The sequence below is a fragment of the Salmonella enterica subsp. arizonae genome (genome assembly GCF_008692845.1).
Lineage (GTDB): Bacteria > Pseudomonadota > Gammaproteobacteria > Enterobacterales > Enterobacteriaceae > Salmonella > Salmonella arizonae.
The window spans coordinates 136,527-157,783 of record NZ_VXJW01000001.1 but is presented as its reverse complement, the minus strand read 5'-3'; the positions used below and the strand labels follow the sequence as shown (position 1 = coordinate 157,783).

Here is a 21,257-nt window from a genome sequence, read left to right as displayed (position 1 = left end):
CACCGTTACAGGAGAGAAAAATGCTAATCCAGTGTAAGCGCGTCTATTTTCCAGCGGAAAAAAATGATGGCTATCGGGTGTTGGTTGACAGACTATGGCCGCGTGGCATCAAAAAAATGGCGCTGATCTATGATGAATGGAATAAAGCTATTGCACCCTCACCTGAATTGCGCAAAGCCTTTCATAGCGAACTGATTGATTTTAACCACTTTGCGCAACAATATCGGGCAGAACTTGCACAACAGCCGGAGGAAGGCAAACGGCTGGCGGATATTGCCCGTCAACAACCGCTCACGTTGCTATATGCCGCCAAAAATGCTCGTCAGAATCATGCCATTGTCCTGGCGGAGTGGCTACGAACGTTGTAATTGTCGAACCGCTGCCCGGCCTGGTTGTCTGTCCGGTGACAGCGGTATCAAATGTTCTGTGCGCACCCAGGCAAAGCCGTGCTGACTATCGGCAGAGGCTACATCGCCCGTTACTAGCCACAGCGACCGAGGCGCCTCTTTCGGCAGTAAGGTTACGTGCCCATTTACCGGATTAATGAATTTATCGCCGGGTTGGCACAGGCAAAATAGCTCAACCGACTTACCAATATTCCGCCGTCCGGCGGGCGTTTTAGCGCCAATAACTATTGCCAGCGCGCCCGGCTTTAACTGAAACATATTTTCTTGCGCCGCGTGAAACTGATTATAAGATTGTTCTCAATCATATTCCGTCGGACCGCAGTTTGTCACTTTTTCGTATTGGAATGATCTCTGCGCCACAACGTCCACTCATCAATCACCTCGCCATTGGGCAATTTACAATCGGAACGCACGCCTTGCGGAGTCTGCACTGGTGCCAGCGTACCGCCCTGTTGTTCGCAATAGACGGCTGCCGGATTAGGCATACCGATGCGCGACTGCCTGGAAGCGTCAGGTTGCGACGATGAACAAGCGCTCAGCAACAATACGCCTGGCAATGCAATCCACATAAATTTCATAACAACTCCGGTAAATGGATATTTTGCCCAGGATAACCTGACTGATACGCTATTTCCATACTTTCTGTCAGTGCCCTTACAAATATTTATCCCAGGTTAAGTGAGTGGCAACAACGGCCTGCCTCAGAACATCTGGCCTTTTGTCGTTAAGGGAACCCTCCTATTCTGGCGGCCCCTGAACAGTGAAGGTAATAGCATGAGAGTAGGTATCCTCTTCCCTGTCGTCATTTTCATTACGGCAATACTATTTTTGGCATGGTTTTTTATTGGCGGTTATGCCGCGCCGGGAGCATAACAATGCGGAAAACTACAATGGTGTTGATGGGTATCGCGCTAATGGCGGTGCTGGGCACAAAACTGGGCTGGTGGTAAATCCAATTTAAATAATAAAGGCTACCTGTCGCAGCCTTTATTATATCTGAAGATTCTGCGTTTAGCTTTTAATTTTTCTGTAGATTAACAACACGACAATCGCGCCGATCACTGCGACTGCAAAGCTGCCGAAGTTGAAACCATCCACTTTACCGAAGCCAAAGAGCGTACTGATCCACCCTCCGACTACCGCACCGACGATCCCCAGAATGATAGTCATAAAGAATCCACCGCCATCTTTACCCGGCATGATCCATTTAGCTAAAATACCCGCGATAAGCCCAAAAATAATCCATGAAAGAATACCCATTTTTTCCTCACTTATGTCTTAACGTTAGCGGTTTATTTGCCGTTAAAAAGAATAGCACATTGTCAGGAAAGTGAAGTCTGTGATGTTTATCACCTTTTAGCGCCGTGAATAAAAGCGCATAAACATCAGGGTTGCATTCATTAATGATAACGATTATCTTTATCAATACCAAACGATTGAGTTTATTACTCATCTATTCGGTACGACATTGCTTACATTGCTTCCAGTATTGTTTGCCCGCCTCACCGAGAGCGGGCTTTTTTTGCTCACTCTGCACTTATGTCAAATCGTGGCCTTTGTCAGCCGAACTATTTTGCGTGATACGGAGTCATCTCCAGCGTAGTATCCTCATCCTGCTTGTCCTGCTGCATAAACCCAACGGTCACCATAAACAACCCGATCATAAATGGCACTTCATACAGCTCTTCAATCAAATCCGTATAATGGGCGTTATGCAGGAATATCGGCGACAGCAACCGATGATGCTCAACGGTATCGGAAATCAGGTATGAACACGCCGTCACGGCAAACAGCCATAATGGCAGGGGAACGTTCCGCAGGCGACGAACGATCTCCTTACGAAGCCCGACAGAAAACAGGACAGGCAATACCAGCGCAGCAATTAACAGCACAGAAATTGTTCTGAACACTATGCGCGGCTCGCCAGGGAAATAGTCACGCCCCCAGCTAGTGCTTCTGCCCAGCAGTACCATCCACCAGACAACAGCCCATAGCCAAAACTGTTTTGCCCCTTCGGGACGGGAAAATGGCCGTATGTACCAGGCGGTAAATAGTGCCCCAAACAGCAACCATAACGCTTGTGCGTTTTCAATCCATCTGACCACCACGCCGTTAAGCAAAGGCAATTGCCAGTCCGCCGCAAATGGGATGACCACAGCGGCAAGCGCGAGAATAAGTGCTGACAAAGTTAATTGGGTATCGAGTTTCATGCTCACAAGACTCTTCTGGTTTTTAATACCCAATCATAAATTTTATGAATACGCTCTCATTAGCAAACAATGCGATATTCTTAATGTTTTCTTAATGTTTCTTTTCAACCGATGTCTGATGTAAATAAACAGAGCTTCCCGATAAGCAAAAACCGCATTACACTGGCCACGTGCGATGCGGTATCTGTTTTAAAAAGTCATTTATATCAATGGCATATTACGCTATTCTTACCAGCCACAAACGTCGTGTTCGTTTTCGGTATCGTAGGAGCGCACGGTATTAACCAAATCCTTTACAACTTCTGCCGCGACTTCAGGCACCAGCAACGTCATCGGCGCTTCCGTTTCATAGTCTACGGAGACGCCGTTGCTATTATTCGTTACCGTGACGGTATAAGTGGCTTTTCTCATCATTATTCTCTCCCGGAATGAATGACTTTCCGTGGGTTCGCCCCTTCCATCAGCACTTCCGGCGCGACAAAAAAGTCAATGTTAAAATAAGTGTCGTCTGTCATGACCTCAATATTGTGCCATTTTTGTGGAGGAAATACGCCAAACTCGCCGGCATTGATAACCATGATGTCTTCAGGCTCAGAGCTATGTTCATCAGCATATCCAAGATATTTGACCGCCCCCTGCATCACTGAAAGGCGAGGATAAACGCCAGGCCGCGTGCCCTTATCAAGGTGGCGTTCGAAAATTCCGGCAGGTGCCGTCTTTTTGTTCCAGAATGGCGTAGAACGGGTATGAATATGGTTTTGTGGAATTTGAAGCATTTTCTTCCCTCTTCCCGTTGATAATTCAACGATAGTCTCACCGCTGTCGTAAAAAGGTTACGCCCAAAAAACAGCATTTCAAATACCATTTATTGGTTACTATTATGCTGTTTTCACGCGATAAAAACGGAAAGGAGAGTAATGACCCGCCGTGGTCAACGGGTCGATGACGTTAAGACTGAAGCGTTGCCAGCCGGGCGGCAAACCCGACGAAAAGAAGGCCAATTAATGAATTGCCCACTTTTGCCAGTTTCTTTTTGGTACCAATATAGTGGGTTACAAAAGCGCCAGAAAGAATCAGAAAGCTCAGATAGTAAAAACTGACGATTTCAAGAGTAATCGCCAAAATAAAAAATGACATCCCAGTATTCGGCGCATTAACGTCGATAAATTGCACAAAAAACGAGACATAAAAAAGTATGGCTTTAGGATTTGTTAGACTAAGAATTAAAGCACGTTTAAAAATGGCGCCAAAAGGTACCACCGTATCCGCCGTCGCACGCCCCTTCGAGGCCAGCGTGGCGTAAAGAATTTTTGCGCCGAGGTATAGCAGGTAAAACGCCCCGAGATAGCGAACAATGTTAAACAGAATCGGCGTTGTTTTGATAAGCGTCGCCACGCCTGCATACGCCAGAAACATTAATACCGCATCGCCGATAAACACGCCGCATGCGGCAAGATATCCTCCTTTCACCCCACGCCCTACGCTATTTTTAAGCACAAAAAGCGTATTCGGCCCCGGCACCAGCACAATAAAAATCGCCCCGACCAGGTACGTCCAGTAATTCAGAACACCATACTCCGCGAACACATTAACCTCTTCCTGAAAAGATTTACGCTTAACTGCGAAACAATATGCTAACGAATGCACCGGAAGATAGGAAGCGAAACCATGCCTCTGCGCCGCTATTCTGTCACGCTTATATCCAAATCACCAAAATAACGTTCTTTTATCGCTAACCAGACGCCGTTACGCTTAATTTGCTCCAGTCCCTGATTGATTAATCGTTGTGTCGCCTCATCCTCTTTACGGATACCGTAAGCCGAACCAATGCTGAATAAATGCGTATCCGTCACTGCTGAACCTTTTACTTCAAACGCCTTGCCTTGCGCAGTTTGTAAAAAACCAAATTTCAGCGCGATGGCCGGACACAGCGCGCCATCCAGGCGTCCGGTCACTAAGTCCTGATAAATCGACGTCATATCAGGATAGCTTTTTATCACTGCCCCCGCAGGCAGCCAGTAGGTGTTTGCCCATGTTTCCTGAATGCTTCCTTGCTCCACCGCAATATTTTTGCCCTTAAGCCGCGCAGCCTGCGGCAGTATATTCACCGTTTTTCTGGCAACCAGTACCGTGGGGTCATGGTATACATAGCGGCTAAAAGCAATTGACGCCCTTCTTTTTGGCGTAACGCCAAGCGGCATGATGAAATCAACTTTTCGCGCCAGCAGTTCTGGGATCTGGGCATCAAAGCTGTTCACGACATAATGACATTTTACATTTATGGTTTGACACAGCGCGTTTGTTATATCAATCACAAACCCTGTCGGATTGCCACATTGATCTCTGACCTGGAGTGGAGGATTTGTTAAATCTACCCCGACACGCAGAACTTTTGGTTCCGCGTGTCCTGCGGTTGCCAATAAGAATAAGCCTGTCATGGTCTGTATTCTCATTTTTCGGGACATCACTTCTTCTCTTCTTGTGGCATTAACGCGCTCGTCGCACCAGAGACAACGCAGCCAACACATCACTGATATCGTTCTCATTCAGATTCGGCGCATTAAACTGCGCTCTCAGCCACACCATATCCTCGTGACTGAAAGCGCCGACCATCAAACGCTGGCTGATAATGATCACCAGTTGATTATCAAGTTGGCGAATACGTTGCCGCGATACCGACAAGGTTTGTATCGGAAAAGAGGGTTCCGGCCCGGTTCGCCACTGCGCTAAGTAGCGGTACTGTATCGCTTTACTGGCTTCCATTAGCGAACTAATAAAAGGTATTATCGAATGCGGGTCCAGCCCGTTATTTTTCGCTTCTTTTTCAGCCTCAGCGAAAACGTTTTGTTCACGAATGAAATCATCTATTGGTAGATGGTGCTTCATTTTATAAGCAGCGATTTCTTTCATTAATAACATGCGTTCATTGAGCACGGTAGAGAGCGCGCCGAGCGATACCGACGTTACCGAATCAGCAAAAGTGCTGCTACACATCAATAAAGAACAAAGAAAAACGGCAATATAGCGAATCATTATATCAATCTCCTTTTACGGAGACTTGACAATAATTTACCATCTTTAAGATAACATTAAGAAATTATCGCACAGCGGTATTAATAATCGTTAGTTTAAATATGGGTAAGAAAAAGAAAAGACCATTGATTCTCTAAGATCTTTACCTTCACTTAAAGTGCATAGAATATACAACAAATTACTCAAACGTGACGGATATCACGTTTTTATGAATTTTTATTACAATTTTATGATATAGGTCTAACTTTAATAGGTCACTAATTTTCTCCCCCGCTCAGGGAGATCGGCTTCAATTTACATCGAATATGGTGAAATATGACTACCATTACACTAGTCAACGAAAAAAATAGCACTGGCAATCCTTTTTCTGCACATATGTTATGTGAACAGCGAGCTATTCAGGAAATTACTTACGAACTATTGCAATCACAGCAGCATGTCTCAAATAAGGATATTATCGCAAAACTTATTGAAAAACTGGAAACAGAAAAAGACGTAGTTCAGCTTGATATTTACCGTAATGCCTTAGAAGCCGTTTTGTTTCAGACGCCTGACGACATCTAATATAAACAAAGGGGGGGTTAACCCTCCCTTTTTCGTTAATAATGAAGAGGCATCAACGTTCTGTGCCTGATTTTTCATAACCTTCGGAATGAGTTTGCGGCGGGACATGCCGCACTCTCCCTGGCATGTCATGCTGCCGATATACGGCTGGCAGTAATGTTAAGCCTGGGCCATTTTTTACCTGAAGACTAAATTTACCCGATTCTTTTAAATCCTGAATAAGATTTTCCTGGGCGGGTGTTAATGCCTCATCATGCCACAGAACAATATGCCCGAAAGAAGTTGATAAAAGATCGGGCATCGGCGCCTGCCAGGGAATTACTTCAACCCGCATACCTTCACTACAATATTTAATCGTTTCCAGCCATAGCTCAACGGGGTCATTCAGCGAAAACGCGGCAATAAGCATCGTGCCCGCCGGCGCCTTCCGTACGCTACTTAACTGGAAAGTGGCGTATTCGATAATCGCAGTATCCAATAATGCCTTTTCAAATCGGCGCGCATCATCATCGCCTGCGGACAACCACAGCCGTAAAGGGCGCAGTATTGACTCAATCACGATACCAGGCGGGATTTCCCGACCATAACGCCAGAGTAATTTTCGCAGTTTGGCGGGCTCGAATTTTCTACACTGCGCTAAAATCTCTTCCTGGTAGAATAACCATCCAGATCGGCAATGCATCTCTTCACCATAGAGGGCTGGCTTAATCTCTTTTAATGAGAAGCCCTTGCTTAACGCGTCGATAATATGCTGTATTCTGATAGCATCTTCTATGCAATAAAAACGATTTCCGGCTTCATCCTTAACGGGCTCAAGCAGACCATAACGTTCCCAGGACCGGATATTTGCTGTTGTGACGCCACACTGCGCAGCCATTGCGCTAATACTAAAAGTAGCCATGCCTGTCTGGTCTCATGAGGATGTAAGAAAGTATAGTGAACCTAAACGTCATCAGAAGCAAATCATTATTAAGCAATAACCTCACTATTTACATGAGAAATTATATTGCTGGCACTATTTATTGTAATCCAGTGCGTAAATAATTTAGAGACCGAAAGTATTTGATAGTCCAGAACCGTTCTACAACCTAATTTAGCCAAAACATGGTAGCGTACTGAATAGATGGTTTTTAAATGCACATTTAGCTCACAGCTTATTTGTCGGATATCCATTCCTTTAATAAGCATCGCCAGAACTTTTTTTTCATTCGCTGTCAATCGGAATTTCTGTGTTCTAGGGATAACCTGGCCCGAACCAGCCAGAATCAATAAATCGCGCCACTCGGCAATAGAGGCATCTGATTTTATTCGATATATAGCATGGTATTCATCAATAAAGTTATATTCATTATGGGTAACAACTCCAATAAGTACCGTTTTAAATGTGGTGGTAATATATTGCTGTATAGTGTAGTAATCGTCGATATCAAAAATAATATAATTTACGTTACCAACAATTATTGCGACGTCCTTAAATAAGGATTCCAGACCATAATTAAGAAACAGGTTTTCGCTCAATAGTCTTGTTACTGTCTTTAAAACAGATGTTGCGGAACCAGTCATATCCACCTCAACAAAACGATAGCCATGTGGGAATGTCCATTCTATGGCTCGCATAAGATCATCTTCTTAGTTAAGTGATGATAACCTATTAAGTAGTAGTTGAGGAACACCGTTTGCGCAACCCGGCAGACATTCTGGGACAACTTATCTGAACTATGTGGGGATATGCGCTTTCGCAAAATCCACAAAGCGTACGACCTCAGGCAGTAAAATATGCCAGTCCTTTTTCTCCAGACCTAAATATTCACGCTCCGCCGCGCGCAATGTAGCAACATAATCTTCTGGCTGAGGTAACAGCCAGTCGGCAGTCGCATCCGCCCGGCGTTGAATCGAGGGCGGTAAGGATAACGCCACCGTTGCTCTGGGTTGCAGATATCTTTTTATTTTAGTAGCCAGGGATTATGACATCACAGCAGAAAAAAGCTCGCTGTGAATAGCGAGCTTTAATACAACGATTACACTTAGTGGTGCAGCATTTCGTCAACTACCTCATTCGTCTTTAACTGATAGGGATAATAGGTAGGCCAGTTTTCCATCTCCTGTAGCAACGCCTGCTGCGAAGTATTTCCCATAAAGATATGGAAGTGACCAGATTTGCGCGGCGCGATGATATGATCGCTAAACTGAATATATTTAGGCGCTTTGCTATTCGCATTTTTACATTCGAACAGATAGCGCACCCCTTTTTTACCTGAAGTATATGTTAGAATTTTATAGCCGGCATAATCATATTTGCAGGACGCGACGCCATTGTCGCGATGAAATTCTATAACGCCATTTTCAATGCCGATAGTCTCGACATTAGTCGCATATCCTTTGCGATAATATGCCTTAATATCCTCAAACGTTTTCCCTGGGTCTTTCTTCGACTTTTGTCTGAATACAGGATCCAGTTCGCCGCTGACCAGATAAGGATAGACGGATTGCCACATCCCATCCCAGTCTGTGAGTGCGCGATCGCGTACATTAGCGTCATCAAACACACCCGCTGCCGCTTTTTGCTCAACCTCCGTCATCGGCGCGCCATGAGCATGATGACCATGTGCGAAAGCAGGGCTATTCACAAACAACATTCCCAGAACTATTGTCAGTTTTTTTAAATTAATCACCAAAATGTTTCCCTCATCTTTCTAAGAAAGATGAATGTTATAATATAACATCTCATTTACTTCAACAGAAACTAAGCGGCCACCGCGCGCAGGTGGCCTTTTTTGGCGTCAACTGGTCCGCCATCGAGGAATTGAACCCCGAACCTTAGAGGTAGAAGCTCTATGCTCTATCCGGTTGAGCTAATGGCGGGAGAAAAATTACGCGGTCATTTTAAGGCAGGCGTCAGCGCATTGACTGCACGCCCGCGCACAGTTCTGGCAATGATCGTGGTCGTGCCTTGCACACGCTTCGGCGCAGGCTTTGCAGATATCCGCGCAAAGGCGACATACTTTTTGTGAATATTCGCTTTCCAGAGCCATAAATTGCGCCGCCAGGCGGCAAATAGCCGCACATTGCATATCTAACTGAATACAATGCTTCATCATCCCGACGTTATCTTCACGCAGACAAGAAGAAGCGCAGACATCACACGCCGCTGCGCATTCATAACACTGTTCGATACATTCACGATGTTCTTGTTGCATAAGTCACTCCTTATTTTATTAAGAGGAGTAGATAAGTCTGCACAGAAACGCCGGGATAGCCAAACGGCTAACCGTCTTTTTCATACTTTTTGAACAACATCGCTGAATAAAACGGCAATAATAAAGCCGAAAATCGGCCGCCGTGATGTGACGTCTATACTGTAATGTTCATCTGCTTTTCATCGGAGGTAAAATGGAGTATCTGGCACGACTGAATATCGTTACGCTGCTGATGTCGACCACTTTCTGGATCAATCTGGCGGTCGTTTTTTTCGTCACTCTCATCACTTACTGGCTTATCAACTGGCTACTCAATGTGGTCTATAAAACGCTAGAACGCCCGGATAAAAAGGATGATGCGCATGGACGGCTGCGTTCCATTATTTTCGAGATGTTGAAAAAGACCAGTAAAATGCTGATCTTCTTTGCCGCGTTTCTCTTTAGCCTGCGTTTTGTCGCACTGCCTGACCGGTTATTCTCTACCCTCTCCCACGCCTGGTTTTTAGTGGTTGCGATTCAAATGGCGATTTGGCTTGATCAGGGCGTACAGTCATGGATGCGCCATTTACTGTACGCCCCAGGCTCCAATAAAAACCCGGTGACGCTGGTCATTCTTGGTATGATTTTGCGCGTACTCGTCTGGTCTATGATGCTACTCTCCATCCTGGCGAACGTAGGCGTAGATATTACCGCTCTGGTAGCAAGCCTTGGCGTTGGCGGTATTGCTATTGCACTGGCGGTGCAAACCGTTCTGAGCGATGTCTTCGCTTCGCTGTCGATTGGTTTCGACAAGCCCTTCGAAATCGGCGATTTCGTCGTCTTTAATGATGTAGCCGGTACGATTGAACATATCGGTCTGAAAACCACTCGCATCCGTAGTCTCAGCGGCGAACAAATCGTTTGCGCGAATGCGCAGCTGTTGCAGCAAACCATACATAACTATAAACGGATGCAAACGCGTCGTATCGTGTTTACTTTTGGCGTCGCTACTGCGACACCGCCGGAAAAGTTACGCCTCATCGGCGATATGGTGAAAAAGATTATTACCGATGTTGGCGAGACACAATTCGACCGCGCCCATTTGCTGGCCTTTGCTCAGGATCGGCTGACCTATGAGGTGGTACATATCGTCAATACCGCAGATTACAATAAATACATGGATATTCAACAAGAGATAAATATACGTATTATTGAAAAATTAATTGAGAATGGTATTGAACTGGCGCTGCCAAGCCTGGTCGTCAGAGCGCCGGTACAGATTGAAGAGACAACGGACTACAGTAATACCGCTAATGCAAAAGACGCAGATAAACGCGTCATCCAGTAAAAGCTATGCCGACAATACCGGGAGCCCGCCGGTTCCCGGCGCGTTAACTGCGACCATGCTATGCAGGTAAACCACCTGCTACTATTCCACTCGTAAATGGCGGGTACAGATCTGATCAAGCAGCGCGGACTGATGGCTAATCACCAACATACCTAATGGACGGTTACGGCACACCTCAAGCACGTATGCCCATATCGCTTTTTGAATAGATGGATCGAGTTGCGCCGTCATTTCGTCGGCAATCAGAAAACGTGTACGTGGATCAAGCGCGCGCAGTATTGCAATACGCGCCAGCTCCCCGCCTGAAAGCTGCACTGGCCGACGCGTCAGCCATTCGGGTTGCACATACAGACGCCTCATCGTTTCCAGGTCGGAGCGCCAGGCATCGCGTACAGTTTCTCCGGCGCTTCGCCAGGGGTTAAACGTCAGTTCAGGATGCTGGGGAACAAGCTGTACCGGACAATACTGATGCAGGGGTAATGGCCTGCCGTCCAGCAGCACGTCGCCTGCCGTCGGCTTTTGCCATCCGGCCAGGACGCGTCCCAACGTCGTTTTCCCCGTTCCGCTTGGCGCATGAATCCCTACCCGTTCACCGGCAGAAATCGCAAACGTCAGGTTCTGCCATAAGACTTTCCCGCCATGACAAATAACGAGGTCGCGGCAGCTCAGCATTCTCCCCCCTCTCCAGTCTGCATAAATAACGGGTTTATTTCAGGTAATGCTTGCCATTGCCGTTTTAACGGCTCACTCATCTCTTCCGGCTGTAGCCGCTCGCGGCGGATATCGTCCGTGATATGGCCCTGATGCAGCGCGACAATGCGATCGGCATACCGCGCGGCCAGCAGCAGGTCATGCGTCACCCATAGCACGCCGCATCCCTTCTCGCAAAGCCCCCGCAAATGTTCAAGCAACTGGTTTGCCAATGCCGTATCAAGCCAGGCGGTGATCTCATCCGCGAGGATATAACGCGCCTGGCTGAGCGAGGCGTGGCAAGCCAGAATACGTTTAGCCATCCCGCCGGAGAGCTGGCGGGGGAAGCGCTCCAGAACCGCCGGTTCGAGATCGCTTTGCTGTAATAGCTGTACCATCTGCTCCTCATCCCAGGCGCGTCCGGTCAGATAACATGCTCTGTTCAAATGTTTTTTGATATTCAGCATGGGGTTAAGCGCCTGTACACCCTGCGGCACATAACTAAAAGTATTGCCTCTAAGCTGCCTGATGGTATGTCTGTCCAGACGGTTGCCATCAAGCATAATCTCGCCACGAAAGCGTAAGTTTTCCGGCAGCAGATCGAGTAAACATTGCAGCAACAGACTTTTGCCCTCTCCGCTTCCACCAACCAATGCCACCATTTCTCCGGGCGCGATATCAAAAGAGACATTCTGTAACAACGCCGACCAGCGTCTCGCGCCATACCAGCGATAACGGACGCTCTCCAGCGTAACCTGTCGTAAACTCAGCATACGTCACTCCTTAGCCACAGCCGCTGAACGGCGCGCGCGAACTGATCGAAGAGCATAACCAGCGTGAATAACATTAGCCCCGGAAACAGCACCAGCCACCAGTTACCATGGCTAATAAACCGCAACGCATCCGCCAGTAGCAGCCCCAGCGAAGGCTCATGCGGCGCCAGCCCGAACCCTAAAAAACTTAACGCCGCGCTGTGCAATACCGCATGAGGAAACATCAATAACGTCCCCGTCAGCCATTGCGGCAACAGCGCCGGAAGATAGTGGTATCGCCAGCAATAGAGGTGTCCGTGCCCCAGACGATACGTCAACGTCAGGTAGTCGCTCTGCGCCACCCGCTCTGCATCGGCGCGCAGAATCAGCGCCAGACGGGGCCAGTGCGTTAACGCCACAGCCGCAATGACGCCGCTTTTACCGCCGCCAAGCGTAAAACAGATAAGGATCAGCAAAAGTAAATGCGGCATGGCGAGCATGGAATCCGTTATTAGCCGCATCAGGATATCCAGTCGGGGATGAATACGCGCCGCTGCCGCCATCACTAATGCGATAATGCCACTGCACAGCGCGGCGCCAATGCCAATTTGCAAACTGACGAAGGCGCCCTGAAAGCAACGAAGCCATACATCACGCCCCAGATTATCGGTGCCAAACCAGTGCTGGATATCAGGCGACAGATGCCGGGCAAGCAGATTTATCTCTGGCGGCTGGCTCAATGTGGCATAACCGTATCCGGCAATAAACAGCAGGCAGGCGGCGGAGAAGATCAGACGCAGCAACGTCTGGGCGGGATTATAGAGCATCGGGACGCTCCAGCGATCGATTGAGTACCCCCACAAGCCAGGCTGAAATCGTATTTCCGGCAAAAACTAACAGCGTACTGAATAAGACAATCCCCATGAGAAGCGGAACATCGCCGCGCAGGCCGGCATCGATTGTCGCCTGTCCCAGTCCCGGATAAGCAAAGACTTTTTCCGCCAGTAATGCCCCTCCCAGCAGCTCCCCCAGAGAAGCAAACTGTAAACAGATTGCCGGGGTAATCGCATGACGTAACACCTGGTGGCGTAATAGCGACCATCCCTTATCCCCCTGAGCACGCGCAAAACGAATAAATTCACTCTTCATCACACTGGCTATTTTTTCCCGCGTATGCAGCGCGATTTGCCCCATGCCCAACAGACTTAACGCACATACCGGAAGCACGAGATGGCGTAAACGCTCCGATAACAGAGCGGCTCCTGCATTGTTTCCAGGTTCCCAGGCGCAACAAACAGGCAATACCGGCCAGCGGACGGCAAACAGCGCCAGCAACAGCATTGCTATCCAGAAGGTGGGCAACGATGACAATAGGTAGCTGATACGGCAAATAATCCTATCCGGCCAGCGGTTGAGAAAACGTCCGGCCAGAAAACCCAATGCCACGCCCAGGAAACCAGACAATAGCCAGGCGCCTGCCAGCAGCGCGAATGACGTTGCAAAACGTTCCCGGATCACACTGGCGACAGGCGCGTTGAACAGCATGGAATACCCCATGTCGCCCTGGAGCAGGCGCCAAAACCAGTGACCGAAACGCTCCCACAGCGGCTGGTCAAGCCCCCAGCGCGCTGCAATCCGCGCATATTGTTCTGGCGGCACATGGAGCAGATCATTGCCGATATAAGCGCGAATAGGATCGACTGGCGAAAAGCTGAGCAGAATGAAGGTGCCGGCAGCCACCAGCACCAACAGGGTAATCAGCCGCAAAAAATGACTGAAGAGAGATTTCATTACCGGCAGGTCCAGGCCCAATCATCAAGATTGTTTAATACCGACCAACTGCCGTGGATTTCTGGCGCGCCTTTCCCCAGGTCAATACAGGAGTTTGCCAGATAAGTATGCTGAATATTAAGCAGCCACGCCCACGCTGCATCGCCCTGGACGCCCGCGCCCTGCTTCCCGTCCCACTCAACTTGCTGCCAGAAAGGAACCGCCTTTTGCCAGTCAGGCGCATCTATAGCCTGTTTCAGATGCGCTTCTACCACAGGATTGCTGTAATAGCCAGGGTTATAATATTCCACGCCAGCGGCTTTCCCGCTGTAGTGATGAAAGAGTTCCATCGGGTCCAGACTTCCCCAGCCAAACAGCGTAGGGTTAGCGTGCATATGGCGCTCTACGGTTTCCCAGCTTCCTGATTGCAACGAAACCACAATGCCTAAAGGCTGCAACATGGCGCGCACCGCCTCGGCCAGATCCCGCCGTGTGCTGTCGCCACTGGCATACCATAAGGTCAGGCGCGCTTCGTTACCTGCTTTTTCACGCACGCCCGCACTGTTTTTCTTCCAGCCTGCCTCGTCCAGGATAGCGCGCGCTTTTGCCATATCGCCGTCACTGAATACCACTGAAGGATTTTGCCACGGTAATCCCTGCACCGCGCTATAAGCGGGTATCGCATGGCCTTCCATCACCTGTTCCGCCAATTGCTTACGATTAATGGCATAGTTAATGGCGCGCCTGATAGCGACATCAGCGGTCACATCGTTGCCGACAGGATAGCCGTTAGCATCCTTTTTACCGGCTGGAACCATCGGGAACACAATACCTCTGTTTTCAACGCTATCGCGTACCCAGAGTTTTAGATTATCCTGCTGCGGAGCCACCGCCATAGAAGGGGCAATGCGAACCAGTCCCAACTGCCCGCTGCGCGCGGCGGCATAAGCATTGTCTTCATCCAGGAAGACGAAAACCAGCCGGTTAAAGTCATTCTTTTTACCCGCATACCAGGGATTGGCTTCAACGATCAGTTGTTGACCCGGCTGAAAGCTGACCAGCCGATACGGACCAGCGCCTATCGGTTCACGGGCGAACGTTTTCTCATCATAACGGCTGGCAGGAACAATCCCTAACGACCCTAATACATTCACGAAAGTGCTCTGCGGATGGCTCAGCGTCATCTCAATTCGGCGCGCATCCAGCGCTTGCGCATGGCTAAAATTGCCCATATCAATTTTACCGCCGCTCTTCGCCGCCTTGTTGTACGTAAATACGACATCTTCGGCAGTCAATGGCGAGCCGTCAGAGAATTTCAGATCGGGTTTTAAGGTCAGCGTCCAGGTTTTACCGTCAGGGCTGGTATCCACTTTCTCCGTCAGTAAATTACCCCAACTCATATCGGCGTTTTGCTTGAGCAATGGCGCATGGAGTAATAAGTAGCTGCCGTGGGTCCAGCCCAGCATAGGATCAAATCCTTCCGTCGGCTCAGGGCCAATGGCCAGCTTCAGGGTACGAGCGTCTGTCGTATCCGACACAGCGAAAAGCGGTGAGGTGAATGCCAAAGTCAGTGCACACGTCACGAGCGCCAGTTTGCCTTTAATCATCAGCTTATCCCAGATTATGCGTTGTTTTTGTTCCTCCCGGCGAAGCGTAAACGTCGGGAAGCCTCCTGAGGACGGCATTATGGCGACCATTTGTGATGAAAAAAATGATGCAGAACAGAAAGTATGACGATTCTCTAAAAACATCATACTAAAAATTTGGACGTCTACTGACGGTCAATACAGTATGCGCCATTTGCCAATGCCACCGTCGAGTAAAGACTGCTTTTGACTGGGATAAACGGTGCGGGGAATGACGCAAAAAACACCGGGTTAATTGACCCCATCTTATTTTCTTATTTCAACAATATCCTGCATTAAGCCTACGCATTCAGCACTGTTCATTTTCTCATCGTTTTTATTTAGCTGTGAAGCGTAAGAACGTATCGCAATTAGCATCCATTGCCTCAAACCTAAACCAATATTAAACGAATCGGGGGTTAATGAAACTTATCATCAGAACACCAGTCATATGGCAACCCTATAAAATGACATGCTGAGGAGTTGAGCAGAAAAATGCTAACGTAGACACGGTTCATAGTGATTTTTTTAACCGTACTGTCCTCATTGCTAGCAGGATGTGCAAGTTCCAAAAACTCTGCGTAGGGAATATATCCGGCTTCTACAGATATTTGTCCATCAGGTACGACATCAACAGGAGGATGCAAAGAGTAATATTGTGTATTTAATGTACACAATCATTTTAAATGGCTGTCCGGACGCTTCTGGACGGTAGTTTTTCTATTAATTTATAATGGACTATTTCTATGAAAAATAAAAAACACATCTTTTCAATTATCTTTATTGGTTCTCTTTTAACGGGCTGTGCTACAGGGCCGTCGCCGACAGGGATTGGGTTATATACAGATGTTAAAGGGCCAATTACGACCACCAGTCTCCCGGCAACCAAAACCGGTAAAGCATGTGCGCAAACGGTATTGGGTATTGTCAATACCGGGGACGCATCCATTGATTCAGCGAAAAAAGCAGGGGCTATTTCTTTAGTGTCAAGCGTTGATTATGAAACTACGGGTTCATATCCGTTTTATGGTAAAACCTGTATTGTCGTAAGAGGGCAATAACAACGTGAAGCCGGCGATACAGCCGGCTTTTTATCCATTTTACGTGCCGCTATCCATATCAGTTCTTCGCGACTACGAATCGCGCTTTAAGGTTCTGTTAAGATTTTACGCATATCCTACAAATAGTTGTCAAGAAAGGATAATAATGGCACATTTCTCAAGACTGCAAATAACACTTCACTGGTTAACACTGCTCCTGACAGGCATTGCTTATGCCGCCACTGAGTTACGGGGGTGGGCGCCAAAAGGTTCCAGCGTTTACCTGTTTATGAAAGATATGCACTATGATATGGACGTTCTGGTCTGGGCGTTGATGTTTTTACGTTTATACCTTAAACATAAATACCCGGCCCCCGCCATTACGCCTCCCCTTCCTCGCTGGCAGCAGGTGGCCGCTACATTAGTGCATATCGCGCTTTATCTAACTTTTCTTACCTTACCGCTGCTGGGCGTCGCGATGATGACGTTAAGCGGGAAAACTGGAGCTTTTTTGGTATTACTGTACCGGTATTTTTGACTTCAGATAGTACGCTAAAATCGGATATAAAGCGCATTCATGAAGTGCTGGCGAATATCGGTTATTTCCTGATTGCAATGCATGCGGCAGCGGCGTTGTTTCACCTTTACATACAAAAAGACGATATTTTTTCAAGGATGTTGCCCGGTAAATCGTAATTATTCGGCCATCTCGCATGATAGACCCGCACCTGGCAAGACATTATTATTCCAAATTTTGCCAGGCGCTGTCGGTTTCGCCTTATAGCGCCTTACTTAGTTTGTAATCGACAGTATACGATATTTTTCCGGTTCCACGTGTAGGTGATATGTACAACTCCCTCCTCATTAATAATAGCGGGATAAGAATACTCACCACGGTTACTTTCAAGTTCCAGTAATGGTAGCCATGATGTGCCATTATCACAGGAAGCAATGAGTGAGAGCGGATAACGCTTTCCCCAGTTGCCGTTGACAGGGTTTAACGCGAGAATCAGCGTACCGTCCTGCATACTAACCAAATCGATACCGCTATTGTTATTTGGTAAGGCTGTGGCGCGAGCAACAGACCAGGTAGCGCCATAATCTGTTGAATCACTCCGGAAAACTGCCCCGCGTGTACTTCGTAATAACATATGGATATGCCCCGGAGAAGATTCCCACAGCGTAGGCTGAATAACGCCATCCCAGCGCAGAAGGTTTTCCAGACAACACTCCCACAACATGCCCTTTTTTATTCCCTCCCACAACGCTACGTTTTTCCCGGAAATCATGTTATGAGGCTCCAGCGGAACAAAAGAGATATCCCAATGTTTTCCTTCGTCACAGGAACGATCCACAAATGCCTCCCAATGTTCAGCGTTCTCAATCGATCCCGGCGCAATCCAGGCGCCATTTGATGCCAGCAGGAGTTTATTTTTTGCTGGGCCGCGCGGCAGAATATCACCCTTGACCAACTCAGTTGGCGTGCTCCAGGTAAATCCTCGATCGCTGGAGGTGATAAACCAGGTTTTCCACACATGTACATCGCTGCCCACTTTATAAAATAACCACAATCTGTCCGACGGGGAAAAGAGCACCGGATTCCAGTGTGCTTCCCCTTCGCAAGCTGCTACTCGCTGCGGTTTCGTCCAGATATTATGTTCATAACGAGATAGCCAAATGGCCGTATCTTCACTTCCTTCGCGCAGACCCGCGAACCATGCGGCCACAAGCGTACCGCACGGTAGACATACCAGCGTAGAAGCATGGCACTGGAAAGGCGCGGCTCTACTTGCAGGTATAATTTTCTGTCGATTGACGAGCGCTAATTTCATACCTGCCTCTGATAAATGATGTTGTAAGGCACCCGCTTTTTTCACCTATAACAGCAGTGATAGCAGAAATAGCATCAACAAGATTAAAACGATGGATCGTTATACGAATTTCGTTCAGATATCGCGATCATTACAGGCAGGATTATAGAGAATGGGCAGAAATTGGACTGACCTCGCGGATAATTCCAACTTACCGCCGTCCAATGGCGACGAGGTCAGTGGCACGGGATAATATAGAGGTCAGGGTTATAATATTTAGCTATCTGTGCCTACAGGCAAGACAAGATTTTTTTCGCTACAGGCAATGAAGGCCCGTCTAATCGGGCCTTCATTAACGTGATTATGATTTGTGTTCAAGCGCCTTTTGCTTGCTTTCTATGGCTATTTTTTTCGGTTTCTCGCTTTCAGGAATCTCCTGGTAAATCTCTACCGACAAGAGCCCCTGTTCGAGTTTCGCATTATTCACCTTAGCATGTTCAGGCAAAGAAAAACTTAACTGGAAATCAGTCTTACGAATACCGCGGTAAATCCAGTTAGCCTGATCTTCTACGGTATCTTCGGTGTGTTTACCCGTAATATTCAGGTTGCCTCCAACGGTTTCAATTTCAAGCTCCTCCTCCTTCCAGCCTGGAACACTCAAGGTAAGCAGATAGTTATTCGCATCGCGCTTTTTCAGATCGTAAGCCGGCGTCGCAGCGACTGGCGTATCTCCTGTTAATTGGCTGAAAAGTCTGTCAATACGGTGGAAACGGTCCGAGAAAAGAGAATCAGCAAACACGGGAAGTGCTGACAAGGTTCTGAGTGCCATCATTAACCTCCTGAATCACTATTCAAAAGTTCAACATTAAGGCAAGCATTGCTTGTTCATTGACTAAATAGGGGCAGATGAAACATTTTCAAGCCTGTAAAAGCATTTTTTTATCTACGAATTTAAGGGCTAACGAAAAACACCATCCCTATTCACTGCCATTTCTGATATCCCTTCATCTTTACAATTTTTCTTCACCGCATAATTGATAATGATTACCAATTGCATTAATGTAAGCAAGTTGGTTATGGCAGTGACCAACACCCCTTCTCCATTATTAGACCCAGCGCCGCCTTCGGGCGGCCTTTTTGGAGGAAATATGGTCGCCAAAAATAAAATTCACGGTCGTCGTATGCGTCAACCTCTACAACAGTTACACAATCGTTGTTTTTTTCAGCAACTGGCAGTAAGCCCACCGGGAACAAAATATGTTTCAGTCACCGCTGGCACAAAAACCTGGCTTATTCATCTTGTCACGTCAGAGGACCGTTAGCACGCTACAGGGACTATTCGCATTGACGCTAAAATCTTTATGAAATGGTATTAATGTAAATACAATTTGCGCCCGGCGGCTCAGGGGCGCAACATCTGAAGAGAGGGGCCAGTCTAAACCAACAGAAGATTTAATTATCGTCTCCGGCGTAGAAAGCTTCTATATCTTTGTTAAACCATTTATCAATATTGTGCCACATCAGACATCCTGTCAGAAAACTTGCGATCAACATCCCCCCTATAAGCCACTTTTTCACATATACTCCTGAATTATCCCTGCTAACTTCATTACCTGACCTATAATAAAAAGACCACCATTTGAAGAAATAGTTTCACTGACAGCTTCTGTTTGAAGCAAGATAGTGAATGGTAACGTCTTCCCCAGTTGCATTGCGTTAGTATTGAACAGAAGTGAAGATTATTTTCCATCGCGCGATAATGATTTGCCGCCTATGGTTTATGATTTTAAGAATTGTCTGCTCATCGCATATGTCAATGATGGATAAATTATAACATGTTTTTCTGGCGACACTTATCACCAGTATAGAGGAACGCTATAGCATTAATGATATTGATCCTGCCGTATCTCCCGTACTTTAGGGAATTAACTACAACAATATGAACCAAGGACACTAATGATGAAACGAAAATTGATCCCACTGACTCTCTTTCTCACGGCGCTTAGCGCCAGTACCGCTTCTATAGCAGCTTCGCAGGAGATTTCTAAATCTATATACACCTGTAATGATAACCAAGTTATGGAGGTGGTTTACGTCAACACCGAAGCTGGAAACGCCTACGCGATTATCAATCAGGTAAACGAGATGATCCCGATGCGCCTAATGAAGATGGCTTCAGGGGCAAACTATGAAGCCATGAACAAAAATTATACTTATAAACTTTATACCAAAGGCAAAACGGCCGAACTGGTAGAGGGTGATGATAAACCCGTTCTCAGCAACTGTTACTTAGCTAACTAAACTTTAGAAATGTCTGATGATGAGTCTTCAGGCATTTCCTTTTCAAGCATCCATTAAGTAACGTTAAAGAATATATGAGTCATCACCGTGTCACAACGGCTAACTAATAACCATTTTTAAAGAAAAGTTCGAACTGTCTGAATTACCGTTGTTTAGCATCTAAATGTTTTGCTTTATCAGATGGCATAGGTAGAATTCGCAGCGGCTGGTAACCATTCATATTCGCACTATCGAACGATCACCAGCCAACCGCGCCAGGGTCTTGCATACGCTCTGGCGCGGTTAAATCTTCAGGCCATCAATGGAACCATTTATTTCTGCTATTGATCGTACCTTTCAAGCTGACCAGCATTATTCCTGCCTGATGTGAAAAACCACCGCACTAAACCATAGACGGTGAATTTCACTTTATAAAATAGCGGTGCCGGGTGCCTCCCGGTGAACCATACCACAGTCAATATGATTCGCGAGGAACATTAACTATTTCGACTGGACGCCCCGCCGCAAAGGGGGATTCACCGCATAAGAAA

General features: G+C 47.2%; 27 protein-coding genes, 1 tRNA gene and 3 pseudogenes. 7 read left to right on the top strand and 24 right to left on the bottom strand.

What is annotated here, in order from left to right; genetic code table 11:
- The first annotated feature begins 20 nt into the window (after positions 1-20).
- Positions 21-368: a DUF488 domain-containing protein gene (locus tag F4V61_RS00845; protein WP_058345391.1), complete on the top strand. Its 348-nt coding sequence runs from the start codon at positions 21-23 to the stop codon at positions 366-368.
- Here the strand turns inward: F4V61_RS00845 and F4V61_RS00840 are convergent.
- Together F4V61_RS00840 and F4V61_RS00835 are read right to left on the bottom strand one after the other, a co-directional pair.
- Entirely contained in the window at positions 354-665 is a 312-nt protein-coding gene (locus F4V61_RS00840) for a hypothetical protein (RefSeq protein ID WP_000487134.1), read from the bottom strand. The two genes, F4V61_RS00845 and F4V61_RS00840, sit on opposite strands and share 15 nt — an antisense overlap.
- 68 nt (positions 666-733) lie before the next feature.
- Entirely contained in the window at positions 734-985 is a 252-nt protein-coding gene (locus F4V61_RS00835) for a putative hemolysin (RefSeq protein WP_000671039.1), read from the bottom strand.
- 196 nt (positions 986-1,181) lie between these two features.
- On the opposite strand from F4V61_RS00835, the gene F4V61_RS00830 reads away from it, so the two are divergent.
- Entirely contained in the window at positions 1,182-1,280 is a 99-nt protein-coding gene (locus tag F4V61_RS00830; protein ID WP_001589065.1) for a YoaK family small membrane protein, read from the top strand.
- 138 nt (positions 1,281-1,418) lie between these two features.
- Here the strand turns inward: F4V61_RS00830 and F4V61_RS00825 are convergent, their stop codons facing one another.
- The 7 genes from F4V61_RS00825 to F4V61_RS00790 all read right to left on the bottom strand — a co-directional run bounded on the left by F4V61_RS00825 (position 1,419) and on the right by F4V61_RS00790 (position 5,650).
- Entirely contained in the window at positions 1,419-1,667 is a 249-nt protein-coding gene (locus F4V61_RS00825) for a GlsB/YeaQ/YmgE family stress response membrane protein (protein WP_000512151.1), read from the bottom strand.
- Between the two features lie 308 nt (positions 1,668-1,975).
- Positions 1,976-2,617 carry a hypothetical protein gene (locus F4V61_RS00815; RefSeq protein ID WP_058819343.1) on the bottom strand — a complete coding sequence of 214 codons (642 nt, stop codon included), beginning with the start codon at positions 2,615-2,617 and terminating at the stop codon, positions 1,976-1,978.
- 228 nt (positions 2,618-2,845) lie between these two features.
- Entirely contained in the window at positions 2,846-3,028 is a 183-nt protein-coding gene (locus F4V61_RS00810; RefSeq protein ID WP_024131918.1) for a DUF1869 domain-containing protein, read from the bottom strand.
- Between the two features lie 2 nt (positions 3,029-3,030).
- A complete protein-coding gene (gene yeaR / locus F4V61_RS00805; protein WP_038396133.1) occupies positions 3,031-3,393 on the bottom strand; it encodes a DUF1971 domain-containing protein YeaR in 363 nt (120 codons plus the stop codon).
- A gap of 172 nt (positions 3,394-3,565) precedes the next feature.
- The gene (gene leuE, locus F4V61_RS00800; protein ID WP_000457192.1) at positions 3,566-4,204 is read right to left on the bottom strand and encodes a leucine efflux protein LeuE; all 639 of its coding nucleotides are present in this window, start codon (positions 4,202-4,204) and stop codon (positions 3,566-3,568) included.
- 95 nt (positions 4,205-4,299) lie between these two features.
- A complete protein-coding gene (locus F4V61_RS00795) occupies positions 4,300-5,082 on the bottom strand; it encodes a transporter substrate-binding domain-containing protein (RefSeq protein WP_080161037.1) in 783 nt (260 codons plus the stop codon).
- A 22-nt stretch (positions 5,083-5,104) separates the two neighbouring features.
- Entirely contained in the window at positions 5,105-5,650 is a 546-nt protein-coding gene (locus F4V61_RS00790) for a chorismate mutase (protein ID WP_080161038.1), read from the bottom strand.
- A gap of 315 nt (positions 5,651-5,965) precedes the next feature.
- Between F4V61_RS00790 and F4V61_RS00785 the strand changes: the two genes are divergently transcribed.
- Positions 5,966-6,214: a biofilm/acid-resistance regulator YmgB/AriR gene (locus F4V61_RS00785; RefSeq protein ID WP_038396136.1), complete on the top strand. Its 249-nt coding sequence runs from the start codon at positions 5,966-5,968 to the stop codon at positions 6,212-6,214.
- 52 nt (positions 6,215-6,266) lie between these two features.
- On the opposite strand, the gene F4V61_RS00780 is transcribed toward F4V61_RS00785, so the two are convergent.
- From F4V61_RS00780 to F4V61_RS00755, 6 genes and pseudogenes are all read right to left on the bottom strand, one after another.
- Positions 6,267-7,115, bottom strand: a complete 849-nt coding sequence (locus F4V61_RS00780) for a MerR family transcriptional regulator (RefSeq protein ID WP_012210236.1) — start codon at positions 7,113-7,115, stop codon at positions 6,267-6,269.
- A gap of 68 nt (positions 7,116-7,183) precedes the next feature.
- Positions 7,184-7,777 (bottom strand): helix-turn-helix domain-containing protein, encoded by a 594-nt coding sequence (locus tag F4V61_RS00775; RefSeq protein ID WP_072159237.1) that lies wholly within the window; start codon positions 7,775-7,777, stop codon positions 7,184-7,186.
- 153 nt (positions 7,778-7,930) lie between these two features.
- Positions 7,931-8,092 (bottom strand): annotated as a pseudogene (locus F4V61_RS00770) (aminoglycoside adenylyltransferase domain-containing protein); the annotation flags it as partial.
- A 146-nt stretch (positions 8,093-8,238) separates the two neighbouring features.
- The gene (gene zinT, locus F4V61_RS00765; protein WP_164967343.1) at positions 8,239-8,886 is read right to left on the bottom strand and encodes a metal-binding protein ZinT; all 648 of its coding nucleotides are present in this window, start codon (positions 8,884-8,886) and stop codon (positions 8,239-8,241) included.
- A gap of 113 nt (positions 8,887-8,999) precedes the next feature.
- Positions 9,000-9,076 (bottom strand) — tRNA-Arg (locus F4V61_RS00760).
- 8 nt (positions 9,077-9,084) lie between these two features.
- The gene (locus F4V61_RS00755) at positions 9,085-9,411 is read right to left on the bottom strand and encodes a four-helix bundle copper-binding protein (RefSeq protein WP_001183701.1); all 327 of its coding nucleotides are present in this window, start codon (positions 9,409-9,411) and stop codon (positions 9,085-9,087) included.
- A gap of 193 nt (positions 9,412-9,604) precedes the next feature.
- Here F4V61_RS00755 and F4V61_RS00750 point away from each other — a divergent pair, with 193 nt between their 5' ends.
- On the top strand, positions 9,605-10,738 hold the full coding sequence (locus tag F4V61_RS00750) for a mechanosensitive ion channel family protein (RefSeq protein ID WP_038396139.1): 1,134 nt from the start codon (positions 9,605-9,607) through the stop codon (positions 10,736-10,738).
- Positions 10,739-10,819: 81 nt separating this feature from the next.
- On the opposite strand, the gene F4V61_RS00745 is transcribed toward F4V61_RS00750, so the two are convergent.
- The 5 genes from F4V61_RS00745 to F4V61_RS00725 are packed head-to-tail and all read right to left on the bottom strand — an operon-like array spanning position 10,820 to position 15,635.
- Positions 10,820-11,410 carry an ATP-binding cassette domain-containing protein gene (locus F4V61_RS00745; RefSeq protein WP_038396140.1) on the bottom strand — a complete coding sequence of 197 codons (591 nt, stop codon included), beginning with the start codon at positions 11,408-11,410 and terminating at the stop codon, positions 10,820-10,822.
- Positions 11,404-12,201, bottom strand: a complete 798-nt coding sequence (locus F4V61_RS00740) for an ATP-binding cassette domain-containing protein (RefSeq protein ID WP_038396141.1) — start codon at positions 12,199-12,201, stop codon at positions 11,404-11,406. Before F4V61_RS00740 ends, F4V61_RS00745 begins: the two co-directional genes overlap by 7 nt.
- Positions 12,195-13,007, bottom strand: coding sequence for an ABC transporter permease (locus F4V61_RS00735; protein ID WP_080161039.1), 813 nt, complete (start codon positions 13,005-13,007; stop codon positions 12,195-12,197). Before F4V61_RS00735 ends, F4V61_RS00740 begins: the two co-directional genes overlap by 7 nt.
- The gene (locus tag F4V61_RS00730; RefSeq protein ID WP_038396142.1) at positions 12,997-13,971 is read right to left on the bottom strand and encodes an ABC transporter permease; all 975 of its coding nucleotides are present in this window, start codon (positions 13,969-13,971) and stop codon (positions 12,997-12,999) included. Before F4V61_RS00730 ends, F4V61_RS00735 begins: the two co-directional genes overlap by 11 nt.
- Positions 13,971-15,635 (bottom strand): ABC transporter substrate-binding protein, encoded by a 1,665-nt coding sequence (locus tag F4V61_RS00725; protein ID WP_001141166.1) that lies wholly within the window; start codon positions 15,633-15,635, stop codon positions 13,971-13,973. The genes F4V61_RS00730 and F4V61_RS00725 overlap by 1 nt, the downstream gene beginning before the upstream one ends.
- Before the next feature lie 686 nt (positions 15,636-16,321).
- Here F4V61_RS00725 and F4V61_RS00720 point away from each other — a divergent pair.
- Both F4V61_RS00720 and F4V61_RS00715 read left to right on the top strand, forming a co-directional pair.
- On the top strand, positions 16,322-16,636 hold the full coding sequence (locus F4V61_RS00720) for a TRL-like family protein (protein WP_000791256.1): 315 nt from the start codon (positions 16,322-16,324) through the stop codon (positions 16,634-16,636).
- Between the two features lie 145 nt (positions 16,637-16,781).
- Positions 16,782-17,311, top strand: a pseudogene (locus F4V61_RS00715) (cytochrome b).
- A gap of 92 nt (positions 17,312-17,403) precedes the next feature.
- Here the strand turns inward: F4V61_RS00715 and F4V61_RS00710 are convergent.
- From F4V61_RS00710 to F4V61_RS22580, 4 genes and pseudogenes are all read right to left on the bottom strand, one after another.
- Positions 17,404-18,447, bottom strand: a complete 1,044-nt coding sequence (locus F4V61_RS00710; RefSeq protein ID WP_058819349.1) for a sialidase family protein — start codon at positions 18,445-18,447, stop codon at positions 17,404-17,406.
- 340 nt (positions 18,448-18,787) lie between these two features.
- The gene (locus F4V61_RS00705; RefSeq protein ID WP_001218114.1) at positions 18,788-19,255 is read right to left on the bottom strand and encodes an Hsp20 family protein; all 468 of its coding nucleotides are present in this window, start codon (positions 19,253-19,255) and stop codon (positions 18,788-18,790) included.
- 152 nt (positions 19,256-19,407) lie between these two features.
- Positions 19,408-19,680, bottom strand: a pseudogene (locus F4V61_RS00700) (hypothetical protein).
- A gap of 198 nt (positions 19,681-19,878) precedes the next feature.
- Positions 19,879-20,004, bottom strand: coding sequence for a hypothetical protein (locus F4V61_RS22580; RefSeq protein WP_000758949.1), 126 nt, complete (start codon positions 20,002-20,004; stop codon positions 19,879-19,881).
- 378 nt (positions 20,005-20,382) lie between these two features.
- Here F4V61_RS22580 and F4V61_RS00690 point away from each other — a divergent pair, with 378 nt between their 5' ends.
- Entirely contained in the window at positions 20,383-20,727 is a 345-nt protein-coding gene (locus tag F4V61_RS00690; RefSeq protein WP_012210244.1) for a c-type lysozyme inhibitor, read from the top strand.
- Positions 20,728-21,257 lie beyond the last annotated feature (530 nt).

Bases quoted from the DNA above. Each gene is read 5' to 3' on its own strand.
- F4V61_RS00845 (WP_058345391.1), top strand. From the start codon at position 21: ATGCTAATCCAGTGTAAGCGCGTCTATTTTCCAGCGGAAAAAAATGAT.
- F4V61_RS00840 (WP_000487134.1), bottom strand. From the start codon at position 665: ATGTTTCAGTTAAAGCCGGGCGCGCTGGCAATAGTTATTGGCGCTAAA.
- F4V61_RS00835 (WP_000671039.1), bottom strand. From the start codon at position 985: ATGAAATTTATGTGGATTGCATTGCCAGGCGTATTGTTGCTGAGCGCT.
- F4V61_RS00830 (WP_001589065.1), top strand. From the start codon at position 1,182: ATGAGAGTAGGTATCCTCTTCCCTGTCGTCATTTTCATTACGGCAATA.
- F4V61_RS00825 (WP_000512151.1), bottom strand. From the start codon at position 1,667: ATGGGTATTCTTTCATGGATTATTTTTGGGCTTATCGCGGGTATTTTA.
- F4V61_RS00815 (WP_058819343.1), bottom strand. From the start codon at position 2,617: ATGAAACTCGATACCCAATTAACTTTGTCAGCACTTATTCTCGCGCTT.
- F4V61_RS00810 (WP_024131918.1), bottom strand. From the start codon at position 3,028: ATGAGAAAAGCCACTTATACCGTCACGGTAACGAATAATAGCAACGGC.
- yeaR (WP_038396133.1), bottom strand. From the start codon at position 3,393: ATGCTTCAAATTCCACAAAACCATATTCATACCCGTTCTACGCCATTC.
- F4V61_RS00795 (WP_080161037.1), bottom strand. From the start codon at position 5,082: ATGTCCCGAAAAATGAGAATACAGACCATGACAGGCTTATTCTTATTG.
- F4V61_RS00790 (WP_080161038.1), bottom strand. From the start codon at position 5,650: ATGATTCGCTATATTGCCGTTTTTCTTTGTTCTTTATTGATGTGTAGC.
- F4V61_RS00785 (WP_038396136.1), top strand. From the start codon at position 5,966: ATGACTACCATTACACTAGTCAACGAAAAAAATAGCACTGGCAATCCT.
- F4V61_RS00780 (WP_012210236.1), bottom strand. From the start codon at position 7,115: ATGGCTACTTTTAGTATTAGCGCAATGGCTGCGCAGTGTGGCGTCACA.
- F4V61_RS00775 (WP_072159237.1), bottom strand. From the start codon at position 7,777: ATGACTGGTTCCGCAACATCTGTTTTAAAGACAGTAACAAGACTATTG.
- F4V61_RS00755 (WP_001183701.1), bottom strand. From the start codon at position 9,411: ATGCAACAAGAACATCGTGAATGTATCGAACAGTGTTATGAATGCGCA.
- F4V61_RS00750 (WP_038396139.1), top strand. From the start codon at position 9,605: ATGGAGTATCTGGCACGACTGAATATCGTTACGCTGCTGATGTCGACC.
- F4V61_RS00745 (WP_038396140.1), bottom strand. From the start codon at position 11,410: ATGCTGAGCTGCCGCGACCTCGTTATTTGTCATGGCGGGAAAGTCTTA.
- F4V61_RS00740 (WP_038396141.1), bottom strand. From the start codon at position 12,201: ATGCTGAGTTTACGACAGGTTACGCTGGAGAGCGTCCGTTATCGCTGG.
- F4V61_RS00735 (WP_080161039.1), bottom strand. From the start codon at position 13,007: ATGCTCTATAATCCCGCCCAGACGTTGCTGCGTCTGATCTTCTCCGCC.
- F4V61_RS00730 (WP_038396142.1), bottom strand. From the start codon at position 13,971: ATGAAATCTCTCTTCAGTCATTTTTTGCGGCTGATTACCCTGTTGGTG.
- F4V61_RS00725 (WP_001141166.1), bottom strand. From the start codon at position 15,635: ATGCCGTCCTCAGGAGGCTTCCCGACGTTTACGCTTCGCCGGGAGGAA.
- F4V61_RS00720 (WP_000791256.1), top strand. From the start codon at position 16,322: ATGAAAAATAAAAAACACATCTTTTCAATTATCTTTATTGGTTCTCTT.
- F4V61_RS00710 (WP_058819349.1), bottom strand. From the start codon at position 18,447: ATGAAATTAGCGCTCGTCAATCGACAGAAAATTATACCTGCAAGTAGA.
- F4V61_RS00705 (WP_001218114.1), bottom strand. From the start codon at position 19,255: ATGGCACTCAGAACCTTGTCAGCACTTCCCGTGTTTGCTGATTCTCTT.
- F4V61_RS00690 (WP_012210244.1), top strand. From the start codon at position 20,383: ATGATGAAACGAAAATTGATCCCACTGACTCTCTTTCTCACGGCGCTT.